At 36.9% G+C, this 23372-nt stretch carries 29 protein-coding genes; 14 read left to right on the top strand and 15 right to left on the bottom strand.

Annotation, left to right across the window (positions count from 1 at the left end; genetic code table 11):
• Positions 1-38: 38 nt before the first annotated feature.
• The 9 genes from BM179_RS02160 to BM179_RS02120 form a co-directional block, all read right to left on the bottom strand.
• A complete protein-coding gene (locus tag BM179_RS02160; protein WP_092011388.1) occupies positions 39-680 on the bottom strand; it encodes a hypothetical protein in 642 nt (213 codons plus the stop codon).
• 18 nt (positions 681-698) lie between these two features.
• A complete protein-coding gene (locus tag BM179_RS02155) occupies positions 699-1166 on the bottom strand; it encodes a hypothetical protein (protein WP_092011385.1) in 468 nt (155 codons plus the stop codon).
• 2 nt (positions 1167-1168) lie between these two features.
• Positions 1169-1489 (bottom strand): hypothetical protein, encoded by a 321-nt coding sequence (locus BM179_RS02150; RefSeq protein ID WP_092011382.1) that lies wholly within the window; start codon positions 1487-1489, stop codon positions 1169-1171.
• A gap of 34 nt (positions 1490-1523) precedes the next feature.
• Positions 1524-2456 (bottom strand): Dph6-related ATP pyrophosphatase, encoded by a 933-nt coding sequence (locus BM179_RS02145; protein WP_092011379.1) that lies wholly within the window; start codon positions 2454-2456, stop codon positions 1524-1526.
• Positions 2453-2845, bottom strand: coding sequence for a hypothetical protein (locus tag BM179_RS02140; protein WP_092011376.1), 393 nt, complete (start codon positions 2843-2845; stop codon positions 2453-2455). Before BM179_RS02140 ends, BM179_RS02145 begins: the two co-directional genes overlap by 4 nt.
• 211 nt (positions 2846-3056) lie before the next feature.
• Positions 3057-4358 carry a DNA cytosine methyltransferase gene (locus BM179_RS02130; protein WP_218159139.1) on the bottom strand — a complete coding sequence of 434 codons (1302 nt, stop codon included), beginning with the start codon at positions 4356-4358 and terminating at the stop codon, positions 3057-3059.
• A 4-nt stretch (positions 4359-4362) separates the two neighbouring features.
• Positions 4363-4842: a hypothetical protein gene (locus BM179_RS02125; protein WP_092011370.1), complete on the bottom strand. Its 480-nt coding sequence runs from the start codon at positions 4840-4842 to the stop codon at positions 4363-4365.
• A gap of 269 nt (positions 4843-5111) precedes the next feature.
• Positions 5112-5264 carry a hypothetical protein gene (locus BM179_RS25175; protein WP_177219278.1) on the bottom strand — a complete coding sequence of 51 codons (153 nt, stop codon included), beginning with the start codon at positions 5262-5264 and terminating at the stop codon, positions 5112-5114.
• A 2-nt stretch (positions 5265-5266) separates the two neighbouring features.
• On the bottom strand, positions 5267-5662 hold the full coding sequence (locus BM179_RS02120; RefSeq protein WP_218159138.1) for a hypothetical protein: 396 nt from the start codon (positions 5660-5662) through the stop codon (positions 5267-5269).
• Positions 5663-6501: 839 nt separating this feature from the next.
• Between BM179_RS02120 and BM179_RS02115 the strand changes: the two genes are divergently transcribed.
• Positions 6502-6948 carry a helix-turn-helix domain-containing protein gene (locus BM179_RS02115; RefSeq protein ID WP_092011364.1) on the top strand — a complete coding sequence of 149 codons (447 nt, stop codon included), beginning with the start codon at positions 6502-6504 and terminating at the stop codon, positions 6946-6948.
• 494 nt (positions 6949-7442) lie between these two features.
• Here the strand turns inward: BM179_RS02115 and BM179_RS02110 are convergent, their stop codons facing one another.
• Complete coding sequence (locus BM179_RS02110; protein ID WP_218159137.1) at positions 7443-7673, bottom strand: SymE family type I addiction module toxin; 231 nt, start codon at positions 7671-7673, stop codon at positions 7443-7445.
• A gap of 153 nt (positions 7674-7826) precedes the next feature.
• Here BM179_RS02110 and BM179_RS02105 point away from each other — a divergent pair, with 153 nt between their 5' ends.
• Positions 7827-8252 carry a helix-turn-helix domain-containing protein gene (locus tag BM179_RS02105; protein WP_092011358.1) on the top strand — a complete coding sequence of 142 codons (426 nt, stop codon included), beginning with the start codon at positions 7827-7829 and terminating at the stop codon, positions 8250-8252.
• 266 nt (positions 8253-8518) lie between these two features.
• Here the strand turns inward: BM179_RS02105 and BM179_RS02100 are convergent, their stop codons facing one another.
• Together BM179_RS02100 and BM179_RS02095 are read right to left on the bottom strand one after the other, a co-directional pair.
• Entirely contained in the window at positions 8519-9133 is a 615-nt protein-coding gene (locus tag BM179_RS02100) for a class I SAM-dependent methyltransferase (protein WP_092011355.1), read from the bottom strand.
• Positions 9134-9245: 112 nt separating this feature from the next.
• Positions 9246-10103, bottom strand: coding sequence for an AraC family transcriptional regulator (locus tag BM179_RS02095; protein WP_092011352.1), 858 nt, complete (start codon positions 10101-10103; stop codon positions 9246-9248).
• Between the two features lie 364 nt (positions 10104-10467).
• Between BM179_RS02095 and BM179_RS02090 the strand changes: the two genes are divergently transcribed.
• The 5 genes from BM179_RS02090 (at position 10468) to BM179_RS02070 (ending at position 15239) form a co-directional block, all read left to right on the top strand.
• A complete protein-coding gene (locus BM179_RS02090) occupies positions 10468-11394 on the top strand; it encodes a family 2A encapsulin nanocompartment shell protein (protein ID WP_092011349.1) in 927 nt (308 codons plus the stop codon).
• Positions 11378-13330 (top strand): family 2A encapsulin nanocompartment cargo protein cysteine desulfurase, encoded by a 1953-nt coding sequence (locus BM179_RS02085; protein WP_092011346.1) that lies wholly within the window; start codon positions 11378-11380, stop codon positions 13328-13330. Before BM179_RS02090 ends, BM179_RS02085 begins: the two co-directional genes overlap by 17 nt.
• A 50-nt stretch (positions 13331-13380) precedes the next feature.
• Entirely contained in the window at positions 13381-14202 is an 822-nt protein-coding gene (locus tag BM179_RS02080) for a serine O-acetyltransferase (RefSeq protein ID WP_092011343.1), read from the top strand.
• A 220-nt stretch (positions 14203-14422) separates the two neighbouring features.
• On the top strand, positions 14423-14851 hold the full coding sequence (locus BM179_RS02075; RefSeq protein ID WP_092011340.1) for a VOC family protein: 429 nt from the start codon (positions 14423-14425) through the stop codon (positions 14849-14851).
• The gene (locus BM179_RS02070) at positions 14832-15239 is read left to right on the top strand and encodes a DUF1801 domain-containing protein (RefSeq protein ID WP_092011337.1); all 408 of its coding nucleotides are present in this window, start codon (positions 14832-14834) and stop codon (positions 15237-15239) included. The genes BM179_RS02075 and BM179_RS02070 overlap by 20 nt, the downstream gene beginning before the upstream one ends.
• Positions 15240-15323: 84 nt before the next feature.
• Here the strand turns inward: BM179_RS02070 and BM179_RS02065 are convergent, their stop codons facing one another.
• Both BM179_RS02065 and BM179_RS02060 read right to left on the bottom strand, forming a co-directional pair.
• Positions 15324-15752, bottom strand: a complete 429-nt coding sequence (locus tag BM179_RS02065) for a VOC family protein (RefSeq protein ID WP_092011334.1) — start codon at positions 15750-15752, stop codon at positions 15324-15326.
• A gap of 22 nt (positions 15753-15774) precedes the next feature.
• Entirely contained in the window at positions 15775-16314 is a 540-nt protein-coding gene (locus BM179_RS02060; RefSeq protein ID WP_092011331.1) for an SRPBCC family protein, read from the bottom strand.
• A gap of 446 nt (positions 16315-16760) precedes the next feature.
• Between BM179_RS02060 and BM179_RS02055 the strand changes: the two genes are divergently transcribed.
• The 3 genes from BM179_RS02055 (at position 16761) to BM179_RS02045 (ending at position 19115) form a co-directional block, all read left to right on the top strand.
• Entirely contained in the window at positions 16761-17126 is a 366-nt protein-coding gene (locus BM179_RS02055) for a DoxX family protein (protein ID WP_092011327.1), read from the top strand.
• 574 nt (positions 17127-17700) lie between these two features.
• The gene (locus BM179_RS02050; protein ID WP_092011323.1) at positions 17701-18057 is read left to right on the top strand and encodes a VOC family protein; all 357 of its coding nucleotides are present in this window, start codon (positions 17701-17703) and stop codon (positions 18055-18057) included.
• 128 nt (positions 18058-18185) lie between these two features.
• Positions 18186-19115: an Abi family protein gene (locus tag BM179_RS02045; protein ID WP_092011319.1), complete on the top strand. Its 930-nt coding sequence runs from the start codon at positions 18186-18188 to the stop codon at positions 19113-19115.
• A gap of 132 nt (positions 19116-19247) precedes the next feature.
• On the opposite strand, the gene BM179_RS02040 is transcribed toward BM179_RS02045, so the two are convergent.
• Positions 19248-20228: a GlxA family transcriptional regulator gene (locus tag BM179_RS02040; RefSeq protein WP_092011315.1), complete on the bottom strand. Its 981-nt coding sequence runs from the start codon at positions 20226-20228 to the stop codon at positions 19248-19250.
• Between the two features lie 255 nt (positions 20229-20483).
• Between BM179_RS02040 and BM179_RS02035 the strand changes: the two genes are divergently transcribed.
• From BM179_RS02035 to BM179_RS02020, 4 genes are all read left to right on the top strand, one after another.
• Positions 20484-20861: a DoxX family protein gene (locus tag BM179_RS02035; protein ID WP_092011311.1), complete on the top strand. Its 378-nt coding sequence runs from the start codon at positions 20484-20486 to the stop codon at positions 20859-20861.
• A 97-nt stretch (positions 20862-20958) separates the two neighbouring features.
• Positions 20959-21264 (top strand): hypothetical protein, encoded by a 306-nt coding sequence (locus BM179_RS02030; protein ID WP_092011308.1) that lies wholly within the window; start codon positions 20959-20961, stop codon positions 21262-21264.
• Positions 21265-21418: 154 nt separating this feature from the next.
• The gene (locus tag BM179_RS02025; protein WP_092012021.1) at positions 21419-22033 is read left to right on the top strand and encodes a TetR/AcrR family transcriptional regulator; all 615 of its coding nucleotides are present in this window, start codon (positions 21419-21421) and stop codon (positions 22031-22033) included.
• A gap of 51 nt (positions 22034-22084) precedes the next feature.
• Positions 22085-23368 carry a TolC family protein gene (locus BM179_RS02020; protein ID WP_218159135.1) on the top strand — a complete coding sequence of 428 codons (1284 nt, stop codon included), beginning with the start codon at positions 22085-22087 and terminating at the stop codon, positions 23366-23368.
• The last annotated feature ends 4 nt before the right edge of the window (positions 23369-23372 follow it).

The raw sequence follows: 23372 nt of genomic DNA, 5'->3' as shown, positions 1-23372 counted from the left end.
AAGAGAAAAAGGGAAGAAGCGACGTAGAGATAAACCCATTAAGCTGACGCAGGATTTTTCAGATCAATTGTCACAAATTCTTCATCTTTTGCGGGGCGCATAGGCATAATTCCTATCAAAATTTCATTATTTATTTTGAATAGATTTACCCGTTCATCTTTCTGATGAATCAAGAAAATATTTTTAGAATTTGTGGCCTGACAAACTTCAAGTAGTTTGGCAATAAATCCATTGTTGAATAAACTGTCCCTAATTTTTATTCGTACTTCTTCATCGATGATGGTTTCGTACTGCCCATTTCCAACAAACCCATATCCGTCACAGTTTCGACAATATGAGGAATAAAAGCCCTCTTTAACCTCACCAGTCCCGGAACAATAAGAACACTCGCATTCTTGTTCTACCTCAACCAACCTAATTTGAGATACTTTGTTGATTATCTCATTAACAGAGATTTCAACCTCGCAGTTAGGGGATGGAATGTGTGCGGAAAGATTCAGAAACCCTGATGGAGTAAATTCATAAATCGACTTTTTAATGATAATAAAATGGTGGGGAGTTGTAGTAGCGACATATTTGTTGCTATTCCAAGTTACGTCCAAGTAATTATTTAATCCTGGTCTGTCGTTTTCTTTGTAACGAAATAGTTCCAATAAACGGATTATCTCATCCTTTTCCATAGTTATTCCTATTTTTGATTAAAAGTTTCTTTGAGTGAAATTCCCTGCGCCATCTGAACATATTCCAAGCAGAATGTTAGGATTAATACTGTACCCATTAACCAATGATCTATCGAACAATTGGTATCTATCAATCAAATCAGATATTACTGGAATTTTGGCATTTACACCCTGTTTAAATTGATTACCAAGATCAAGAGTTAAGGGGTAGAATAGACTTGTTGCTGAGGTGTGTCTAATGAATAATAATATGCGCCCTGAGTTTGTACATAGATAAAATTCCCATTTACGGGAATCAATATGGAAATACTTAAACTGGCAATCCTTGCACCAAAAATCCGATTCTGAAACACCAAAATCCATGCTTGCAACCAGCATTCCATGATATATCTCAGCTGGTTCTACCAGATACCAAATAGCAATACCTGTTTTTTTGTAAAACTCCTCTATTTGATCGTTTATATTTTCTTGCTCTATTGAATTCATAGCTATCTGTATGAGTCAACGCTCAATTTTGTCAATAGAGTAACCTTTATTGGCAAGTCACCTGGAGTAGTAAAGAACAAATCAGACCCAGATAATTTTACGCTTTCGTTATACCACTTATCAAAATGAATAGTTCCAAGTATTTCACCTATAAGCCCTTTTGTGCTTTTAAAAAAAAGCGAACCAAAGAAAACATCTTTGTCAGGAGAGACCCTATAGTAAGCAGGAAGATCATTTATCAAAATGCCATCCGCCTTTTGAAGCAGTATGATCGCCTGAGTGAGATTGATAATTGTTTCGATTAATTCTGTATTTTGTTTCATGCTAATTTGATTTTCGTACCAATTGAGAAATAGTTCAAACTTCACAAGGATTAAGATTATTAGAACAACCGAATAGACTAAGAGTCTTATCTCTCATTTTCTTGTTTCTAGAATAAGCTCTTGTAAAAACATATTTAGCAACATCGGTAACAGTCGGGATAAATACCAGACGAGACTTGCCGGACCTTTTGTCAAAAATTTCCTTCTGGATACTGCAATATGTCTTAGGAATATACTTTGGAGGAAAGAAGGATGCTCCTATTTGCTCTTCCTGCTTGGCTAAGCCTTGAATCCAAGCAGGAAAATTTTTAACAATTAACTTAAATTCCTCCTTTCCACACATTATACAAGGGAAGCAACCAACCCTATGAAATCCCATATCATATAATTTATTCCGCTCAGTAAAATTTGCCTCCAAAAAAGCAAATACATCACTCTCGCTCCAATCAATAATAGGGCGATCTACATCGTGAACATACTCTTTACAAAATGAAATAACATCCGCTTTTCGATATGTATAATACTTTCCCCTTCCATTTTTGTCGTATGTGTAAGGTTCAAAGTAAAATTTAAAAAATTCGCAATTCTTAGGCATTGTAGCTCTCTTATGACTTTCTTCTGCCCTAATTCCTTGAAGAACTAATATGTTATCATTTACCTGATCCAGTATGAAATCAATCATTGGTTTCACCTTCAGCTCCTCGGTACAAAATCTGCTTTTTGTCGAAGGAAAACGCCCCTTTTTCTTGGCTAAATCAACCAGTGAGTCAAATTTGTAAGACCGTGTACGAATAATATTAATGCCAAACCTCTCTTCGAGATAATCTAAGTATTTATATGTAATCTCATGTTCCCATCCTGTATCGCAAAATAGGAAAATTAAGTTCGAGCGATTGAATTTATTCAAAGCTAAAATCAATGTAGCTGTGGAATCCTTACCTCCGGAAAGTGTTACGATGACCTTCATAATGTAGGGGATTTGGGAAAATAATGTACATAATAAACTTCATCGAATATGACGACCGGACTTATTCCTCCAATCTCATTATAAACAAGATTCACAACCTCGCTTATACATCTTTTGTAAAGTTCGAGATCACTACAATTAAGAGCTAATCCGGTTACAACACAGATAGAATCCCCACCACACCCCCCGCCAAAATTAGGATTCATAACTCTTTTAGCCATTATGACAGTAGCATCCAAGTGCAAATCGTTCTTTTCACCTATTCTTTTCGAATTGTATTGCCAACTATAGCATACTTTACTCAACACCTCTTCCGGAGGTTCGAAAGTGAATAGTTCCCCAGGTATATCATCATTCCCCAACTCAACATAAAATTTCAGTGTTTTCATTTCCAATATATAGTTACAAGTTCATACAGAAATAAACCGTCAGCAGCAACTAACATCACAAAAGAGCCTAGGATACGAAAGAAGACTGGGTTAAATAACTTCTCAAACCTGCGATTTGATTGTGCCAGTAAGATAGAATTCCCCCAAAGTGTTAGGATATTGGCGAGTCCCAACAGGACCATAATTAGGATAGTTATCATTAGAATAGTTATTAAGGTTTGACTGTATCGATATTATTATTCAAATATTTTATTCCAATAAGAGTTACAATTGTTGCGGTAACTGCATTTCCGCACATTTTGTAGCGATTTGTGGGTTTTATTTCCCTAACTATATAGGCTTCGTTGTTATGAATCATAATTTCATCCGACCTCTTTTTAATATCTACATTCCTTGCTTTAAAAAGTCCGAATTTTGTCCAGTTATCAGGAAGCCCCTGAAGTCTCTCACACTCAATTTCTGTGAATCGTCTTATTTCAGAATCATCTAATAATATGCCGTGTTGTTCTTGGCAACCTAAAGTAAAGGCCGGGTCCCCATCTTCTTTTATCCTACGCCCATTTTGTCGTTTTACTATTCTGCCCGGGGTCAATACGGGTTTTATGGAAACAAAATTATTATGTTCAAAAGAGTTGCTCTTTATAGTAGGAGAGATTTCAGATTCATTTCCTTTATAAAAGCCATGAGGTTTCGAGATAATCTTAATAACACCTTGTCCACTACCGTCTTTTCTGGCTCTTGCTGGGATCGTCGCAGCACAGTCCCCATGATTTTGACGGAAACCATTGCCATCTTTATGAGTTCTGTATGTCCCTGAACGGATATAATCACCGGTCCATGTTTGAGTACCACTGGCCATCAATGGCAATGAAATTCTGTAATTTGAGTGTATTTTTTTAAAATTCGTTTCGGGTTTGTAACGTAGGCAGTCTGTTTCTGTGAAAGGAAATATTCCCTTGAAACTTCCTCCTGAGGTTGCAAGATGTCCAACAAGGAATATCCGCTCTCTATTTTGGGGTAAAACCCATGTTGTATTAAGCAATTGCCATTCGATGTTATAGTTCCCAAGGTTGGCAAAGGCTTTGATAATTGACCAAAAATCTTCACCATTGTTTGAACTGAAAGCTCCTTTAACATTTTCCCAGAAAAAAAGCTGTGGTTTACACTCATCAACGAGCCTAATTGCCTCTTTGATAAAAGAGGAACGTTTTCCGCCCATTCCCTTTCTGTTTCCAGCCAAGCTGAAATCCTGGCAAGGCGATCCGAATGTGATAATGTCAACCTTTCCAAGGTCGAATCCTCGAATATTTGTAATTGATCCAAGTGGTTCTGCATTTCTGAAGTTATATTGATAATTAGCAATACAATTAGGGTCAATTTCGCTGAAATAATGCTTTTTAAATTTAAACCCGGCATCTTTCAAACCTTTCGCAAAGCCCCCAGTTCCAGCAAAAAGGTCTAATAGTACTATATCATCTAATGAAAAGTCCGAATATGATATTTTCTTAGACATATCTTTATTTTTGTAAATCCCGATGCCTGGCATTAACCCGCTCGTGCAAATGAATAAAATTATCGTAGGTGAGCGTTAACTTAAGCAGCTGAACGTTTTCAGACCATATTTCCATGATTTCTTTAGTGGTTTTTGCATTATTGACAAGGGCAATAACAAGATTCTCGATCATTTTCTCTTTTATTGAAAGCTCCGGAATCGAAGGGAATAATATGCTAGAATCTTCGAAATCCAGTGCTTTTCTCGCATTCCTTAATCGCTCATTTTGCTGAGTGAGGATAATAAAAAAACAATCGTTAAACTTATCAACAATTGTTTCTAACTTCCTCAACTTGTCAACACGATCCTGAAACTTTTGTGTCGCAGATGGACTCAGCTTTTCAAACTGATCCCCGGAAATCGCAATATTCGCCCAGATTTCCGAAAACAATTCCTTTGCCTCTACATATAGATTTCCGACGATTTCCCGTGAATGCTCTTCCATTTTGTTTTAAAGAAAATTCCCCGGCACTCGCCGGGGTTTTTACATCAAACCTTTGCACCAATATATTTTTTTTCGACCGGGTACACCCCAATCCAATTTGCAAGAACTATTCTCGTATCGAGAAAATATCGGTCGGCACTATACGCCTTACTGATTTCCGAACATCTGATGCCAAAATATATACTCCATCAACAAAACTGATCCAAATTTTAGAATTCGATTCGAAGCCCCATATTGGGGACTTTAGAGTAACAAGGAACATAAGCGAATTAGGATTTTAGAGTGAAAAGAGCAACCATGCAAACTACATATATGACAAAACACAATAGTAAATCGATAACCTGAACACCATTGGTCAGAATCCTGTAAAACAGAACTCCTACAGCCGTAAATTCGAATAATATCAGTAGTTTACGCTTCATAGTTATGCTGAGATAAATTCTTCGGCTTCAATTTCTTCTATCAGATATTTGAATTTCAAGTTCAAAACCTCCCAGATCGCAATTTGTTCAACATCGGATAAGACTTTGTTGCCCGAAACCTTCTTTTTCCAGGTCTCGTATGAAATTACTGGCGAATCCCTGCGTTTTGGGTCTTGTTTAAAGACGTTGGGGAACAAATCAATACAGAATTGATAAAGCTCGAACTTATCCCTGTTAGTCGGCAATTTCTCTTGCACGCGTTTCCAATCCTTAAAAGTCAGTAATGCCATATTGATAATGTTTAATTTTTTATCGTAATATTCAGATACCTTTATTTTCTTAGCCTCCTTCTGTAGAATAATCGCCCGCTCACGTGTTTGAAAATGCTTCTTAGTCATGCTTGTAAGATGATAATACCCGCATTCAAGACATAAATATGCCCGTAGGGGCTTTTTACGATTGTCTGCGATAGCTGCGTACTCATCTATCTTTCTTATAGCGAGAGCCTTTGACAAGAATCTGACTTTTGTACACATCGGTTTTAGGTTTAGATATTATGGGGATTTCCAATAGATTTGTAATTATCAGAGAACAAACGTTAAACCTTCAATCCCCCATATTTTTTTATGTCTAAAAAGCTGAACGTCTTATACGGAAGTAATAATTTCTTAAACAATCAAGAATTGAGCTTATTTTTTCGGAATGGGATAAAGAAGATTTTAAATGATTTTTTATCTCATTTTCAAAATTTTGGAAATCAGAAATATCTAAAATCAACTGAGCATGATAGTAGATGTCTTCTGTCATCTGCTTATCCCACTTAATTTTTTTCTTCTTGTGTTTAAACGACTTGAATAACCTCTCAATAGCTACTAATTTATTCCTTCTTTTTTCAGAAGAGGTTAAGATTATCTAAATTCCAGATTCAAGGTAAAAATAGCAATCGTGCAACTTGCTACAGTAATCAAAGTATCTAACTACCTTTTTATTAATTGAAACTTCTTTCATATACAAAGTCGTTAATTTTTTCGTCAATCTTTTTTCCCTTCCGGTGTACTTGTCAATCTGATTTTCATAAACTTTTTTTTGTTTAGAATACCGAAAACTAAATTTTTTAATCAAAAATGTATCAAATCTGATTACTTTCCGTTTACTTTATGATATAAATACGATACAAATATATAAATAAATTTTTGGTGAATACAAAAAAATTAATAAAAAACATACAAATAAAATTATGAAAACCTCACAAGTTACTGATTATCAGGTAGATGATAAGGTAAAAAAATTAGCAAAAGAGAGGGGCGTTTCCTTCTCAGAAGTATGCAGAAAGATAGGAATGACAGACACCGGATTGTCAGGAAGTCTAAAAAAAGGCTCTTTGAAACTACAAACATTGATAGATTTATCAAATTATTTTGGCGTTCCTTTGAATTATTTTGTAACCAATACAAATGATTTTAGTAATGATCAAAATTCAGATGGTGGAACCTACAAGGTTGAACTAATAAATCAATTACAAGCAAGGTTGGAAGACGCACTTAAAGACAAAGAGTTTTACCGGGAATTATTATCAAAAAGTTACTTGGGAAAGCCTGAGGAAAGTGATTATGCCATATCAGACAATATTATCAAGGTTGAATTTTGGAAACAATATAAAAACCCCGCTTTGATAAATTTCTGATAATCATTTTCCATGCAACTTACGGAGTTGCAATTGGCTGGTTATTAATTAGATACGCTGGGGCGGATAAGTCCCAGCGGGATCACTTATATTGATTTTACTACTTTTGCGAAATCCGTACTTCTTAAAGTTCGGGTTTTTGTGTTTTTAGCCCCCTGATGCATCAATTTTTCATGGATTAAGGGATCAACGCCAAAGGTTGAGGAACTATAGAATTAGGCATATAATTGAGTTTGCCTATAAAGGAAAAATTAGCTTCACTGTGGCTTGTTTGAGAAGACCTGACTTTTCTGTTAAGAGAATATTTTTTTCACTAATAAAAAGGTATTGACCATGTCTGGAGTTTGTTTTGACTAAGGATAAACTTGTGATTCGTTTGAGTCTTATCAAACGGGAGTGTGGGGAATATTTGTGTAAGCTTTTACTTCTTTTTACATTTAATAGGAGTTTTTGATTATCAAACTAAAGTAAAACAAATCTAGGTACCTCAACACCTACCCACCCTCCAATCTCTGTTCCTCCACTATAGTTATGATCAGTTTGCTGTCTTCACAGACGATATCTATCATTTGGCCGCTTTTAAAACCTTGCTCTTTCAGCCATTTGCCACTCAGGCTGATGATGGGAAAAAATACATAACGGCCGTTTTCCCGGGCAAAGCCTTTATTGCATATTGTCATTCTTCTTGTTTTGGCTGCTTTGGCCACTTGTTCCTGTGCTTCCATAGGTTTATGCTGTTTTTGATACAAAGCACGCTTACAATTAATTTGTATCATACATCACAAGCCTGTATATTACACTGTAATAGGTTTGAGTGGCTGGTAACTTATCGAATAAATTTGTAATTTACGAGACTGAAAAAAAATACATTTGCTGTTATGATACATAGTAAAACACCAACTCATAAAATCCACGAAGGCCGTAATGTGAAACGCTTCAGGGAAATGTTAGGCATTAAACAGGACGCTATGGCTGCTGAGCTTGGCGACGACTGGAACCAACAAAAGATTTCTTTGCTCGAACAAAAAGAAACAATTGACCCCTCTCTGCTTCAACAAATATCCGCTACCTTAAAAATTCCGGTTGAAGCTATTCAGAATTTTGATGAGGATCAGGCGATTTATAATATTGCCTGCAATTTCTCAGACAATGCTGTAAACAATAACGGCGTGAATATTCAGCAGATAAATGCAATTGATAAAATCATTCAGCTTCATGAAGAAAAGATTGCTTTATATGAGCGAATGCTAAAGGAAAAGGACGAAATGATGTTGCGTCTGGAACGCTTACTTGAAAAAAAATAGTACTTTATAAAAAACGAAACCCGATGGCTTGAATTGCTTCAGGGGCTATCGGGAATAAGATGAAGTAAAACTAAGGTATTTTTTGAAATTAAGCAAGTAGTAATTAATGGATTACGCAACCGCATTGTGCCATTTATAAGAGGATTTAAAAATAGACTATTTCTATAAATACAATAATTCAGCTTACTCGAAAAGAAATAAAACATTCATAAAAATCCTTACATTCCGTAAGGATTTTTGTTTTTTGTCTGACCGAAATGTTGCATTTAGCCGACTTTTCTTCCTACAAACCTGATTACCGAACCTTTTCCGATATGATATTTCCCTTCCTCTAGCAGAATTTCTTCTTCCTCCAGCATCAATATTTCATAATTGGCAAAATCGGCTAAGATTTCGGCCTTAGCGTACAACATCTCAATCTCCTTCGGGCCGCCTACTTTTGGATTGAGCCTCACCAATTCCAGGTGATTTTTACTGAATGCCTCTAAAATGATTATTCCGCCCACTTTGAGAGATTCATTTAATTTCCTGTGAAATTCCGACTTCCGTTCTGCCGAAAAATGAGCATATATTAGCCCGATGGCATCAAATGTCTCTTTTTCAAACTCAAGTTCTTCTAAATCTCCTGCAATGTACTCAAGTGTTACGCCAAACTCCTCAGCCAGTTGTAAGGCCTTTGCCCGGCCTTCTATACTTAGGTCGAACGATGTTACATGCCAACCGAGTCTGGCGGCAAATACTCCGTTACGGCCTTCTCCGTCGGCTGGCATTAATATGGTGCCGGGGTCAAACTCCGGAAGCCATTCTTTAAAAAATAGATTAGGATCTTTGCCATAAGCAAATTCATTATCCTTATATCTTTCATCCCATATCTGTTTCATATTGCTTTGATTAAAACTTTTAATGATAAATAAACTTCAACGTATTACTTATCTGCAAAAGTAGTTCTCAGAATAATTTTCAGGATAGGACAAAAATGCAGTTTAACAGGACTTATCTGAAATTATGTCTGAATGCCTCCGGCGAAAAACCTGTGTGCTTTCTGAAGAATCTGATAAAATAGGAAACATCTTCATAACCCAAATGATAGGCTATCTGGTTTATCTGATCGGAGGTGGCAAGAAGATATCTTTTAGCTTCCAGAATAATGTGTTCATTAATAAGTTCTGAGCAGGTTTTGCCCAGCGTTTCCCTGGTGATTGCGTTAAGCTGGTAAGGAGAGAGGTTTAACAGCCCGGCATAGGTAGCAACTTGCTTATGGTTTGAAATTTGGCTTTCTAACAGCTCCAGCAATTCTTCAAGCCTTTCCTGTGCGTAAGAATTCAGATTATTTGAAGGTTTTGAGTTATTCTGTCTGACAAGTTCAATCAGGAAAATACCCAGATTTGCCTTAATAACTTCTGCATAGTTTTCTTGTTTTTCGATATATTCCTGAGAAATATAAGTTAACAGAGCATGCAATTTTTTGAATCGTGGGTCATCAAAAGAATAATGATTTACGTTACTGGCCTTTCTTAAGACCTGATTTGAAAGCTTGTCGTGAGGGTGGTAAAAATCAGTCTTAAATTCCATCAGAAACCCGGAACTTCCTGCCTTTAGTACAAGCTGATGCACCTGACCGGGACGCATAAAGAAAACCGAATTGTCAGAAACCGGGTAAGGATTGAAATCTATTTCATGTTTCCCTGTTCCTTTTTCCAATGCCAGCATATAAAAGAAATCATGTCGGTGAAGCTCCTGAACCATGTCTTCACCGGCCAGTAAATCTTCAATATTTCTGATGTTAAAACTTTCCTGTAAATTCAACTCTCCACGAGTTGCAGTAATAGATCTTATTGGAATGTTTCCCATTTCGAATAGTCTTTAATTACACCAACAATTGTACCTCTTGTAGAATTCGGCAAAATAAGAAATAAATGTTTAACTATACAATAAGATTCAATAGGTAAAAGGGCTTTAATTTTCATTTTATAACCCGTTGATTATGAGATGTAATGAAAATTATTTTTAAAAATAACTTCAAAAAAAATGAATAAAATTTTAAATCTATAGTTTTAATAGACTATATTTGAAAATCAGTTCATCTCAATTAAAATAATCTGAAACTTAAGTTTTTTTTAATACAAGAGCAATACCACAATTTGCTCTAAGTCAAACTTTTAATTATTAATATTCTTAATCTATATATTTAGTATTTTTTAAATCAAATTAAACTATGTCAGAAGTAAACAAAAACAAAAATCAGACGGCCTTAGGTGATGTGGCGGCAAGACAGCTGGCCATTGCTACCCGGACAGTCCCGCAGCTTTCAACCATTACACCCCGATGGCTTACACATTTGCTGAACTGGATTCCGGTAGAATCAGGCGTATATCGTCTCAACAAAGTGAAAGATGGTACAAGTGTAGAAGTTGACTGTTCGGGAAGAGATGAACGTGAATTGCCTCATACTTTCGTGGACTATATCGAAAACCCGCGTGAGTATAATCTTAGTGCAGTAAATACGGTTCTGGACGTTCACACACGTGTATCTGACCTTTACAGCAAGCCGTACAACCAGATTTCCGAGCAGTTGCGTCTTACTATCGAAACCATTAAAGAAAGACAGGAAAGCGAACTGATTAATAACAAAGAATATGGTTTGCTAAGCAGCATCAGCCCTTCCCAAACGATAAAAACCCGCACCGGAGCTCCGACACCGGACGATTTGGACGAGCTTTTGACGAAGGTTTGGAAAGAACCGGGTTTCTTCCTCTTACATCCTCTTACAATCGCCGCTTTTGGCCGTGAGTGTACCCGTCGTGGTGTTCCACCTCCAACGGTATCATTGTTTGGCTCTCAGTTTATTACCTGGAGAGGTATTCCGCTTATTCCTTCAGACAAAGTACCGATTGAAAACGGAAAGTCAAAAATTCTTTTATTACGCACAGGCGAGAGCCGTCAGGGAGTTGTTGGCTTGTATCAGCCGGGTCTTCCGGGAGAGCAGTCTCCGGGTTTATCGGTTCGTTTTATGGGAATTAATGACAAAGCTATTGCCTCTTACCTGATTTCATTGTATTGTTCTCTGGCGGTATTGGTAGATGATGCAATTGCAGTGTTAGAGGACGTAGAAATCGGAAAATATCATGAGTATAAATATTAATCAACCTCAGGATTTACCGGATATCGGATTTTTGGAGAATCTGGCTAATAAATTCTTTACCGAATTGCCTTCTTCGGGTTCTGCAACCGGAATAAATCCTTATGAGTTAAATTATGATTATCTGACAAGTCAGGGTAATTCAGGCGATTTGAGCAATTATGCAGGAAATCTGCCCGAACCTGATTATGGAAAAGGGATAATTCTCAATTCGGCAAGCGGAGGCGAGGTTTCTCCTTCCGGCATTAATCCTGTCAATGCCATCGACCTGAGTAATCAGAGAAATACCTTGCCCGACCCTCATTATGCTGGTCAGGGCAAAGTTCCGCAATCTGTGGCGGGGCAAGGTATTTCTCCTTCTGCTCATTATCAGGGAAATGAAGTAGATTTATCCGATCCTCAGACAAGCCTGCCTGATCCTCATTTTGCCGGGGAAGGAAGGAATCCTAAGTCTGTAGCAGGAAGTGGTATTTCTCCTTCAATCCGAAATCAGGAAGTTCATGAAAGTTTGCCTTTTGCTTCTGAGCATGATTTTTTTCCTGATTTAAGTGAAGTACTGTCTGGCATTCCATCCTTTGCCTCAACACCGCAGATTCCGACTTTCAGGCCTTCAGGTTTGGGAGATGCTTCTTATTATTTTCTGCAAAGCGATCATGGTTCCTATCTGACCAATGAATTTGCCAAAGAAAAGAAGCAACATCCGAAAGCTTCGGGTTTTAAGGCTTTGTTTGATGCAAATCTTGTAAAAAAAGATTTTCCGATTCTTCAGGAAAGGATAAATGGCCGACCTTTGATTTGGTTGGATAATGCTGCTACTACTCAGAAACCTCGTCAGGTTATTGATCGGATCAGTTATTTCTACCAACACGAAAACTCTAATATTCATCGTGCGGCGCATGAACTCGCAGCCCGTGCTACGGATGCATATGAAGCAGCCCGTGAAAAGGTCAGAGCTTTTCTCAATGCAGGTTCAACCAATGAAATTGTTTTTGTGCGTGGCGCAACCGAGGCGATTAATCTGGTAGCTAAAAGCTGGGGAGATCAGCACCTGAGCGCAGGAGATGAAATTATTGTCAGTAATCTGGAACATCATGCCAATATCGTTCCCTGGCAGCAATTAGCGGCCAGAAAGGGTTTGAAACTAAGGGTGATTCCAGTAGATGATGACGGACAGATTTTGCTTGATGAATATGCTAAGTTATTGAATCCTAAAACCAAACTCGTAACATTTACCCAGGTTTCAAACGCTTTAGGAACTGTTACTCCGGCAAAAAAGATTATTGAACTGGCGCATCAGGCCGGAGCAAAGACTTTATTAGACGGCGCACAGTCTGTGTCGCATCTGAGGGTGGATTTACAGGCGCTGGACGCTGATTTCTTTGTGTTTTCAGGACATAAGGTTTTCGGACCGACCGGAATAGGAGTTTTGTATGGTAAAGAAGATTTGCTGAACGAAACCCAGCCCTGGCAAGGTGGAGGAAATATGATCAAGGATGTCACATTTGAGCATACACAGTTCCATCAGGCTCCTTCCCGTTTTGAAGCAGGTACCGGTAATATTGCTGATGCAGTAGGGCTCGGTGCGGCTATTGACTATGTTAATCGCCTTGGAATCGATAATATCAATCAGTATGAGCATTATTTATTGTTGTATGCTACCAATTTGCTGAAAGATGTTCCGGGTTTGCGACTGGTAGGAACTGCGCCTGATAAAGCGAGTGTATTATCATTTACACTCAAAGGTTTTACAAATGACGAAGTAGGTCAGGCTTTGAATAAAGAGGGAATTGCCGTAAGAACCGGACATCATTGCGCCCAGCCGATTTTGCGGAGGTTTGGTCTGGAAAGTACAGTTCGTCCTTCGCTGGCATTTTACAATACTTGCGAAGATATTGATACATTGGTGGAATCCCTGTATAAATTGAAACGTAACAAATAAATATCGGAATAGCAGTTTAACTGCTATTCCTTTTACCTCGACTGACGAAAATGGACAACCCTAATATTCATAATTTTATCGAAATACTTCACAAAACACACAAGGAAGAGTGGGAGGCTACACCTAAAATCCATGACTCAATTGTGTGGTTAAGTGATTTGTTTGAATTTCTCTTTCCTAATAACCGTTTGCACAGGCAATCTACTTATGAAGGAGTCTTGAAGAAAAACCAGATTGATCTGGAAAATATTCTGTTAAGCTATCTCGATCCGGCCAGCATTGATATTGGTGCGAAGGTCTATGATTTTTACATTTCTCTGGAAAAGATATACCTGGATTTAAGGGCTGACGCCACAAAAATCTACGAGAATGATCCAGCCGCTACAAGTATTCACGAGGTGATCGTTTCTTACCCGGGTTTTTATGCAATTGCTGTGTATAGAATTGCCAATACTTTATCAAAACTTGAAATTCCGATTTTACCACGCATCATCAGTGAGCACGCACACGGGAAAACAGGTGTTGATATCCATCCGAACGCACAGATTGATGTGCCGTTTTTTATAGATCATGGTACCGGAATTGTCATTGGTGCTACGAGCATTATCGGAAAAAACGTAAGTATTTATCAGGGTGTCACACTTGGGGCACTACAGGTAAATAAAGAACTGGCTGAAACCAAAAGACATCCTACTGTCGAAGACAATGTTATAATCTATGCAAGAACTACTATTTTAGGTGGGAAGACGGTAATTGGCCATAACAGCATCATTGGGGGCAGTGTTTTTCTGACAAAAAGTGTTAGCCCATATTCTCATGTATTCAATACTCATCAACTCAGAATTGATGTGAAACAGGAGGTTTTAGGTTAATGTACGAAATATAAGTACTTGATAAATAGTGAAATTTGGTTTTGGGAAGGACTTTCAGATAGCTGGAAGTCTTTTTGATTTATCAGGTTTTCTGAATTTTCGACATCAATATTTACCGTAAAATAAGTGTCGCAATCTCCCCGCCAGATTGTCGTGATTGTGTATTTGTAAAACCGATTCCTGGGTTTAAGTTTGTATCACAAATCTAACAAATACAACTATGGCAATTTTCAATACTTATCTTAACTTCAACGGCAATGCCGAGGAAGCATTTATTTTTTACAAATCTGTAATCGGGGGAGAATTTGGTGTTTTAATGCGCTATCAGGATATCCCCGGAGGAGACAAAGTTGCAGAGGATGTTAAAGATAAAATTATGCATATTAGTCTGCCTTTAGGAAATGGCAATATCCTTATGGCGACAGATGCTGTGGCGTCGATGGGGCACAAACTGCTTACCGGCAATAACTTTTATATTTCAATTTATCCGGAGAGTAAAGAAGAGGCAGAGAAAATGTATTATGGCCTTTCAGCAGGTGGTAAAATTGATCAGCCTTTGGAAGACGCTTTCTGGGGAGCTTATTTCGGTATGTTTACTGATAAATTCGGGATTCAATGGATGGTGAATTATGAGTATCCTAAAAATTAATGAACTTTTAACCGATTTTGATTCAATGAGTAATACCGATAAAGTAAACGAATACCTGGATAAGCTGGATCATCCTTTAAAAGAAGAAATGAAGGCTGTCAGAGATATTCTTATAAATGCTAATGAAAAACTGGCCGAACATATTAAATGGGGTGCGCCTAGTTTTTATCTGAATAAGGAAGACATGGCAACTTTCAACCCGCAGGCTAAAAAATATGTACATATTGTTTTTCACAAAGGTGCTTTGCTGCATGACGATTCGGGGTTATTGCAGGGTGATCATGCCGACAGAAGAATGGTGAAATTACATAATATGGAGGAAATAGAAGCAAATAAAGAAGTACTGGAAAAGGTTGTAAATGAGTGGGTTGTCCTGAATGATAAATAGGATGAATTCAGCACTTTTGCCAAAGACTATTTAATAGTAAAGCCACTGTAAATCAGTGGCTTTATTTATTGCTGCTAAAATGGATTACTGTTGCTGATTGTAGTCATAATTTACCATCCACTGAATCCCGAATTTATCAGTAAACATACCGAAATAAGCTCCCCAGAAAGTTTTCTGTAGTGGCATTGATACATTTCCACCCGCAGAAAGTCCGTTAAATAACTTATCAGCTTCAGCCTCGCTTTCAGCGTTGATAGAAATGGAGAAATTATCACCAATGGTTGCTTTTCCATGTTCGTTAAGTCTGTCGCTGCCCATAATGATACTTCCGTGACCAATCGGTAAAGAAACGTGCATGATTTTGTTGGCTTCATCCGAAGGCATTCCAGAGTCTGAAGGGGCATCACTGAATCTTCCGATGTAAGGAAATTCACCGCCAAATACAGATTTGTAAAAATTAAATGCCTCTTCGCAATTTCCGTCAAAAGTTAAATAAGGGTTTACTGCTGCCATGTTGTTTAGTTTTTAATTGTTATTATTTATCAAGAATTCCTTTCAGATTTTGTAAGCCTGTATCTAAATCTTTACCAAGCATGTCTTCAATATTTACAAATAAAAGCATAATATTCATAGGGTAAGCCATGGTACCGCTGAATCCCCATTTTACTTTAGTCTGATTCTGAGATATACTTTCTGTAATCATATAGGCGGGAGCTGTGGAGGCAAAAGGTTTTTCAAATCTGATTTCAAAATCAATTCTTTCTCCCTCTACGATTTTGGTAATCTGCTGTTCACCTTTTCCTACATCTTTGTTATCGCTATCCCAGGCATAAACAAACCCGACAGTACCGTCAGTCCCTCGATAATCCTTTCTCATTTTCGGATCCAGCAACACCCATTTATTGAAAGTATTCTGGTTTTTGATAAACTTCACAAAGTCAAAAACTTCCTGCTTGGGTTTATTTATGGTAATTTCTCTTTCGACAGAATAGCTTTTTCTGGTGAAAAGACCAAGCACCAATAACAGTACTATAAAAACTGCCAATAAGATCAGGATTTTTTTTAAGATTTTCATTTTGTCTGATATAATTTTTAGGTTAAATATTATTTAAATTCCGGGAAAGGATAATGATTCAAACTAAGGCAATTAAATGATTTTTGGAAGAGTGTGTCAGAAATATCAAATGAAGATGACAATTTAGGGATGTATCCGGCTAAATTACTGGATTAAAATGATACAAATTTTTATTCCCCGTAAAATTCCCTGAAAAATTATCCTGAATCAATAAGAAATGTTTATTTCCATGATGGAAGACATGCTGTAAAAATATTGAAAATTTATTTCAGATTATTGAAGATGCTTTGAAAACTATTTAAAGGTACTTTCCTGAAGGAAATTAGTTTCTTTTAGGAAAGCACTATCTTTTAGAAAGTAAATGTAGTTAAGTTTGTTGTCAAATAAACTTACCGATTCATATACCTGGCTTAAACGTAGTTTTCAGGCCGTAAAAAGAAATAATAATGAAGAAAAATACGATTATTTACTGGATTTCAACAGGTCTTATCGGCCTGATGATGTTGTTTAGTTCGTACAGTTACCTGGCAAATCCTCAGATTGCTCAGGCATTTAAACATTTGGGTTTTTCCGATTATTTCAGAATTGAACTGGCTGCGTTCAAAATTATCGGAGCATTTGTTTTGCTGATACCTCAGATACCCTCAAGGGTAAAAGAATGGGCATATGCCGGTTTTGGAATTACTTTTATTTCAGCTGCAATTGCACATGCAGCAAGTAACGACCCTGCTTCAGCAGTTGTCACTCCGGTTATTTTTCTGGGAATACTGATCCTTTCTAATATTCAGCTGCATAAGTTAAAATTAGCCTGAATCATGGGTTTAGCGATTTTAAAGGCCACTGTTAACCAGTGGTTTTTTTATGGATTAGTGTAAAAGATTGGGTTGGTGAATGTATTGTTTTTCAGTTAGTTATCCGAAAATTTGAAGATCGGAAAAATTAAATTATATTCGATACCTGATAGACAAACTGTCCAAAATTACCTGATTATAATTCTGATAAAATTGTTAATCTGACATTTCTGAAGTAATGACTGCTGTTTTTAGCTAAAAAAACACTGATTCTGTCTTAAACACGCCGGAAGTTTTATGAAATTATTATGCTGAAAAAAGTTCATTTACAGGCTTTTGCTTTAAAATAAACCCCTGAAATACAAAGGTATTTGAAAAGAAACTTTTAGAATAAATCAGCATTTTGAATAGTTTTCAGATCGGTCTATAATTTTTCTGATGTGTTAAGTCTGACTGATTCTTCATGGAAAATTTGCCAAATGCTTTAAAACTGAATGTTCATTCGGTTTTTGATTTTCACTTTCCTGAATGAATTTGTATGTAACTTCCGAACTGTCTTCATCGTCTCAACTTTCAATTTTAAAATATGCTCATTATGTATAAGGCCCTGTATCTTAGTCCGATGATTCCATCTTATAATATTCCGGAAACTGTTCGTTTTTTTCAGAATATTTTTGCTTTTAATCTAGCCTTGGATGATAGCAATTATAAGATTTTGTACAAAGAGGACAGAACCGTTCATATTTTAAGAGCAGGAGAGCATATAGGTGAGATGGAAATGTATCTGGAAGTTGATAACATAGATTTGTTATGGGAAACTGTTAAAGATCAATTGAAAAGTTTTGAAACAAAGATACGTGAACCTTTTAATCGGGAATACGGAATGAGGGAATTTCATGTTGTTATTCCATACACCAAAGCGTTGTTGTTTGTTGGTCAGGTGGTTAAATAACGTGACAATTTATATTACCTGAAATCTTAGTTTTGAAAATGCTTATGGAATTAAAAAAAGTACTAACTTTGTATCAACAGTACCCGCTTTGCATACCGTAAGATCTGCAAGCGGGTCATTTTTTTATTATGGCAACTAAACCTGCGTATTCTATAGCCGACCAAATCTCTCTGCTAAAACAACGGGGAATGCATTTCCGGAACATGGTTACAGCTCCACACCTTTTAGAAAATATAAGTTACTATCGCCTCAAAGGGTATTGGTGGGATATGCAAGATGATTACACTCTGCATACTTTAAAACCCAACACTTATTTTGAGGATATAGTGGACCGATATAATTTCGACCGCCATTTTCGTTTGATTTTATTTGATGCAATTGAACGTATTGAAATCGCCTTACGTACCAAAATGATTTATCATTTATCCATGAGCTATGGTGGGTTATGGTATTTAGACTCCTCACTTTTCGAAAATACTACTATTATTTTACCAGATGGCACGGTTAAAACTATTCATCAAAATACATTAGGCGAATTAAAAAAAGAATTTAGCCGAAGTCAGGAGATTTTTATAAAGGACCATTGCAGACGTTACCCTAATCAGGATGCAGATGCCTGGAAAACATTAGAAGTGGCGTCAATGGGAACGCTTTCAAAATTGTATAAAAACTTAAAGCACCAGTTACCTGAAAAGGCAAGCATTGCAAAAGAGATGGGTCTGAACCTTCATAGTGAGCTTTCAAGTTGGTTAGAAGCTATCACTTACGTTAGAAATATCATTGCACATCACTCTCGAATGTGGAGCAGAAACATGGTTAAAAAACCAATAGAGCATTTGAATAATTCACCAGGACAATGGTTTGTAAATCCACTTATGGAAGTGCAGGCAAAAAAACCTTTTTTAATTATTTCAAGTATGGTTTATTTATGTAATCATATAGCGCCAAATCATCATATAAAAATCAAAATACTTGACCTTTTCAATACTAATCCTACCATACCAATTTACAAACTTGGTTTTTTAAACAATTGGCAAAACGAGCCTTTGTGGAGATAAAGATTTAGACACTCAGGCAAAAATTAGAAGAAGAGTTGATAGAACAGTCTGATTTCTTAAATTATCTCAATCCGTATTGGCATAAAATAAAAACCCGGACCTGAAAATTACATGCCCGGGTAAAAAAAGTATCTAGAAAACCATTGCTTCTTTGTTGTATTTATTACGGTAATCAAGGGGAGACATACCTGTCATTCTTTTAAAAACATCTCTGAATGCTTTATTGTCTGAATAACCGACATCGTACATTACTTCATTGATATTTTTACGACTTGTTTCAAAATTTTTCTTGGCAGCCTCTACTTTTACCCTTTGAATATATTCTGTGACAGTATTTCTGGTAGCTTTTTTAAACCGACGCTCCAGGCTTCTTCTGCCCACTGCCACCATTGAGGATAATTGGTCAACTGTTATTTTGTCCTGGAAATTCTTTTCAATAAATTCCTGGGCCTTTTTAACCGTTTCGTCCTCATGCTCTTTCTGGCCTTTAAACATAATGAAAGAAGACTGGCTGTTCCGGTCGATTTCTATGGCGAAGAATTTAGAAGAAAAAATAGCCATTTCACGGTCTGTAAACTTTTCAATCAGGTATAAAAGAAGATTCCAGTATGAAGTAGCTCCACCGCTTGAATAAATACCATGATCTTCCGTAATTATCTTATCGTCTACAAGATTTATATCCGGAAACATATTTCTGAACAAATTGGCATGAATCCAGTGAGTAGAGCAGCTTTTGCCGGATAGCAGACCGGTTGAAGCCAGTAAAAAAGCCCCGACACAAAGACTTGCAACTTCTGCACCATTTTTGTAGTGTTTTGATATCCAGGGAATAAAGTCTTTGTTTATTTCTAAGGCTTTTCTCATATCACCGCTTAAGGCAGGGATGAAAATAAGATCAGTTTTTTCTACTTCGTGTAATAATAACTCAGGATGAACCGTGAAAAGACCGTTTTGCAACTGTACTTCTCTGGAAAGCCCGACAAGCTGTACATGAAATAAAGCCGGTCTGCCTGAAGCCTCCAGAAAATCGTTAGCAGCAGTAAACAGGTAACGAGGATCTATGATACTGGCTAAAACGGCTCCTTCCGGTACAAGAATTGATATATGTTTCATAAGTTGCATATGAAGTAAGATATGTGTCGTGTTCGACCCCTTATATTGTCGTTTTTACACCACAGCAGACATCATGATAGATTGTAAGTTTGTAGCATAAAATATGCTCAATTTTAACCTTTTTTAGATGAAAATCAATAACGGAAAATGCAAAAATGCAAAAGCATGATCCCGGAAAGGTTTAACAGTTTTTCCTGATGGGCCTGTGGTTAAGATAATTAGCTTTAATTACATAAACTTTTAATCTTTTAACCAATGAAAAAAACAAAAATCATTTACTGGATTTTTACCGGCTTTCTGGCGCTTTTAATGCTTTTCTCCGGTATTTCCAACATCATGGTAACCCCTGAATCTGTTACAGTATTTAAACATCTTGGCTATCCTGTTTATTTAATTCCTTTTCTGGGCGTTGCTAAAACACTGGGTTCCCTGGCAATTGTTGTCCCAGGCTTCGCAAGATTAAAAGAATGGGCTTACGCCGGATTTGTTTTTGATTTGGCCGGAGCTATGTACTCAGGGTTCTCTGTAGGCGATCCTGTAAGCGGATGGCTGCCGATTTCGGTCGGTTTTATCATAATCGCAGTTTCTTATATTTTTTATCACAGGAAACAAAAAGAGGCTGTCAGCAATTAACAGGATAATCCGAATAACCCGTACAGGAAATTGGTGCGGGTTATGAAAAACCCGATAAGTCTTTCCTGAATAATCGAAAATTAAACCAAAATGAAAGATGGTAGAAGTTTTTAAAACAAATGTTAAAAACAAGAATCAGGCAAAAATGCTGATTCATCTTATCTATGAAACTTTTCAGGGATATGTGGTGAATTTTGATCTGGAAGACTGTGACAGAATACTTCGGGTCAAATGTGAATCCGGATGCATTGAATCGGAAGACCTGATACACTTTTTGCAAAAACTGGGGGTTCAGGCTGAAATTTTACCTGATGAAACTCCTCCGGGACAACGTTCATTCTTGAGTTCCGGAATAAATTTCCACTTTGGAACGGCCATTGAACAGGCAAAACGTTATTTTTAAATACAGCATTAATTTAATGAAATGACTGAAACAGGTTTAAAATCAGGTATTATTGAGATTTTATTTTTTTTATGTTTTTGTTTTAATCAAATGATTAAAATTATTGTTTAATTCAATAATCATTTTTACTTTTGAGCTGAAAAAGAGATTTTACATGAAGACAGAGAAGAAAATTGAAGCAGATCTTTCCACGGAACAGAAGATTATGGAGGCAGCAAGAAAGGTCTTTACGCAGAAAGGTTATTCCGGTACCAGAACACGTGATATTGCTGAGGAGGCAGGGATCAATCTCGCTTTATTAAATTACTATTTCCGAAGCAAGGAGAAATTGTTCCAGCAGGTAATGATTGAAAAGATTCAGCAGTTTTTTAGTGTGATTGCTCCGATTTTCATGGATGCTTCATCTGACCTGGAAACAAAAGTGGAGAGGATTGCTTCAAATTATATTGATATGCTTTCTGAAAACCCTGATTTGCCGATTTTTGTATTGAGCGAAATCAGAAATAATAAAGACCAGATTTTCACCAGGTTAAATGTAGGAAAGCTTGTTCAGCATTCGTCTCTGGTGCAACAGCTGAAAGAAAAAAGGCCGGATATTAATCCATTGCATTTCATCATTAATATTCTGGGAATGCTGGTTTTTCCTTTTGTGGCACAACCTGTTTTGGTTACGACTTCAATGACCGATCCGGAACAGTTTAAAGTACTCATGGAGGAAAGAAAAAGACTCATTCCAATCTGGATTAAGACAATTTTAAGTGCTGAGTGATTTTTTTTATACTGGAATTAATCAAATGATTAAATTAAATGAACCAATAAGATGATTAAATTATTCCGGAATGTTTCATGCTGTATCTGTCTTGCTTTAGCAGGAATGGCAGCAAATGCCCAGTCTGGTCAGTTTACGCTTCAGGAATGTTATGCTTTTGCCAGGGAGAATTATCCTCTTATCAGAAAACTGAACCTGATTAGTAAAAGCAGCGCTTATTCTCTTGAAAATGCTTCCAAACTGTATCTGCCACAGTTAAATGTAACGGCACAGGCTTCCTATCAGTCTCAGACCATTAGTTTTCCTGATATTTTTCAGGGAGCGCCCGGAATCAGCTTGCCGAATATCAGCAAAGATCAATATAAAATACAGGCTGAAATTACCCAGGCAATTTATGACGGCGGGAATGTGAATAATCAGATCGCCTCAGTAAAAGCCAGTGAAGCGATACAACAGCAGAATATTGAAGTCGCTTTATATGCAGTGAATGAGCGCATTAATCAGATTTATTTTTCTGTTCTGCTTATGGATGAGCAGCTTAAGCAAAATGATATCCGGAAATCTAATCTGCAAAACTCCATTGATAAAATTGCAGGAGCACTCCGGTACGGCACAGCTTTTAGAAGTAATCTGGATGAATTAAAAGCCGAAGTTATTAATGCAGATATGTCAGAAACGGAATTCAGATCAAACAGATCTGCTTATCTGCAAATGCTGGGTGCACTGATCGGGAAAACCACTACGGACAGTACAAAGCTGATGATGCCGTCGTCAGGAATTGTAAACACTGATATTAACCGACCTGAACTGAAGCTGTATGGTTTACAAAAGGAACTTTATAAAGTAGAGGAAAAGAAACTCCGGACAGAATATACACCTAAATTAAATGCCTTTTTTCAGGGAGCGTACGGAAGACCTACGCTGAATATTATCAATAATCAATTCGGCCCCTGGTATATTGTCGGTGCAAGAATGAACTGGAACCTGGGGAGTTTATATACTTTAAAAAACAACAGGCAAAATCTTGAAATCAGCCGGCAGAGCATAGACATCGATCAGGAAACTTTCCTGCTGAATACCAATCTTACGATCCGGCAGGAACAGGGTGACATAAGCAAATACCAGACATTAATCAGACAAGATCAGAAGGTGATAGAATTGAGAGCTTCTGTAAAAAAGGCCTCAGAAGCTCAGCTTGAAAATGGAGTCATTACCACGCACGACTTTATTAATCAGCTTAATGCAGAAAATCTGGCTCGTCAGACACTCATTTTGCATAGTATCCAATTATTACAGGCTCAATACAAACTTAGTCATACCACGGGGAATCCTTAAAATT

It is taken from the genome of Pseudarcicella hirudinis, assembly GCF_900115665.1.
Lineage (GTDB): Bacteria > Bacteroidota > Bacteroidia > Cytophagales > Spirosomataceae > Pseudarcicella > Pseudarcicella hirudinis.
Note: the sequence above shows the minus strand (reverse complement) of the source record. Positions and strands in the feature narration are given on the sequence as shown.

Bases quoted from the DNA above. Each gene is read 5' to 3' on its own strand.
- BM179_RS02075 (WP_092011340.1), top strand. From the start codon at position 14,423: ATGGCAATTTTCAATACTTATCTTAACTTCAACGGCAATGCCGAGGAA.
- BM179_RS02050 (WP_092011323.1), top strand. From the start codon at position 17,701: ATGTATAAGGCCCTGTATCTTAGTCCGATGATTCCATCTTATAATATT.
- BM179_RS02085 (WP_092011346.1), top strand. From the start codon at position 11,378: ATGAGTATAAATATTAATCAACCTCAGGATTTACCGGATATCGGATTT.
- BM179_RS02035 (WP_092011311.1), top strand. From the start codon at position 20,484: ATGAAAAAAACAAAAATCATTTACTGGATTTTTACCGGCTTTCTGGCG.
- BM179_RS02110 (WP_218159137.1), bottom strand. From the start codon at position 7,673: ATGGAAGCACAGGAACAAGTGGCCAAAGCAGCCAAAACAAGAAGAATG.
- BM179_RS02160 (WP_092011388.1), bottom strand. From the start codon at position 680: ATGGAAAAGGATGAGATAATCCGTTTATTGGAACTATTTCGTTACAAA.
- BM179_RS02130 (WP_218159139.1), bottom strand. From the start codon at position 4,358: ATGTCTAAGAAAATATCATATTCGGACTTTTCATTAGATGATATAGTA.
- BM179_RS02150 (WP_092011382.1), bottom strand. From the start codon at position 1,489: ATGAAACAAAATACAGAATTAATCGAAACAATTATCAATCTCACTCAG.
- BM179_RS02045 (WP_092011319.1), top strand. From the start codon at position 18,186: ATGGCAACTAAACCTGCGTATTCTATAGCCGACCAAATCTCTCTGCTA.
- BM179_RS02070 (WP_092011337.1), top strand. From the start codon at position 14,832: ATGAGTATCCTAAAAATTAATGAACTTTTAACCGATTTTGATTCAATG.
- BM179_RS02095 (WP_092011352.1), bottom strand. From the start codon at position 10,103: ATGGGAAACATTCCAATAAGATCTATTACTGCAACTCGTGGAGAGTTG.
- BM179_RS02115 (WP_092011364.1), top strand. From the start codon at position 6,502: ATGAAAACCTCACAAGTTACTGATTATCAGGTAGATGATAAGGTAAAA.
- BM179_RS02020 (WP_218159135.1), top strand. From the start codon at position 22,085: ATGATTAAATTATTCCGGAATGTTTCATGCTGTATCTGTCTTGCTTTA.
- BM179_RS02155 (WP_092011385.1), bottom strand. From the start codon at position 1,166: ATGAATTCAATAGAGCAAGAAAATATAAACGATCAAATAGAGGAGTTT.
- BM179_RS02105 (WP_092011358.1), top strand. From the start codon at position 7,827: ATGATACATAGTAAAACACCAACTCATAAAATCCACGAAGGCCGTAAT.
- BM179_RS02055 (WP_092011327.1), top strand. From the start codon at position 16,761: ATGAAGAAAAATACGATTATTTACTGGATTTCAACAGGTCTTATCGGC.
- BM179_RS02060 (WP_092011331.1), bottom strand. From the start codon at position 16,314: ATGAAAATCTTAAAAAAAATCCTGATCTTATTGGCAGTTTTTATAGTA.
- BM179_RS02030 (WP_092011308.1), top strand. From the start codon at position 20,959: ATGGTAGAAGTTTTTAAAACAAATGTTAAAAACAAGAATCAGGCAAAA.
- BM179_RS02145 (WP_092011379.1), bottom strand. From the start codon at position 2,456: ATGAAGGTCATCGTAACACTTTCCGGAGGTAAGGATTCCACAGCTACA.
- BM179_RS02080 (WP_092011343.1), top strand. From the start codon at position 13,381: ATGGACAACCCTAATATTCATAATTTTATCGAAATACTTCACAAAACA.
- BM179_RS02125 (WP_092011370.1), bottom strand. From the start codon at position 4,842: ATGGAAGAGCATTCACGGGAAATCGTCGGAAATCTATATGTAGAGGCA.
- BM179_RS02065 (WP_092011334.1), bottom strand. From the start codon at position 15,752: ATGGCAGCAGTAAACCCTTATTTAACTTTTGACGGAAATTGCGAAGAG.
- BM179_RS25175 (WP_177219278.1), bottom strand. From the start codon at position 5,264: ATGAAGCGTAAACTACTGATATTATTCGAATTTACGGCTGTAGGAGTT.
- BM179_RS02140 (WP_092011376.1), bottom strand. From the start codon at position 2,845: ATGAAAACACTGAAATTTTATGTTGAGTTGGGGAATGATGATATACCT.
- BM179_RS02100 (WP_092011355.1), bottom strand. From the start codon at position 9,133: ATGAAACAGATATGGGATGAAAGATATAAGGATAATGAATTTGCTTAT.
- BM179_RS02025 (WP_092012021.1), top strand. From the start codon at position 21,419: ATGAAGACAGAGAAGAAAATTGAAGCAGATCTTTCCACGGAACAGAAG.
- BM179_RS02120 (WP_218159138.1), bottom strand. From the start codon at position 5,662: ATGACTAAGAAGCATTTTCAAACACGTGAGCGGGCGATTATTCTACAG.
- BM179_RS02090 (WP_092011349.1), top strand. From the start codon at position 10,468: ATGTCAGAAGTAAACAAAAACAAAAATCAGACGGCCTTAGGTGATGTG.
- BM179_RS02040 (WP_092011315.1), bottom strand. From the start codon at position 20,228: ATGAAACATATATCAATTCTTGTACCGGAAGGAGCCGTTTTAGCCAGT.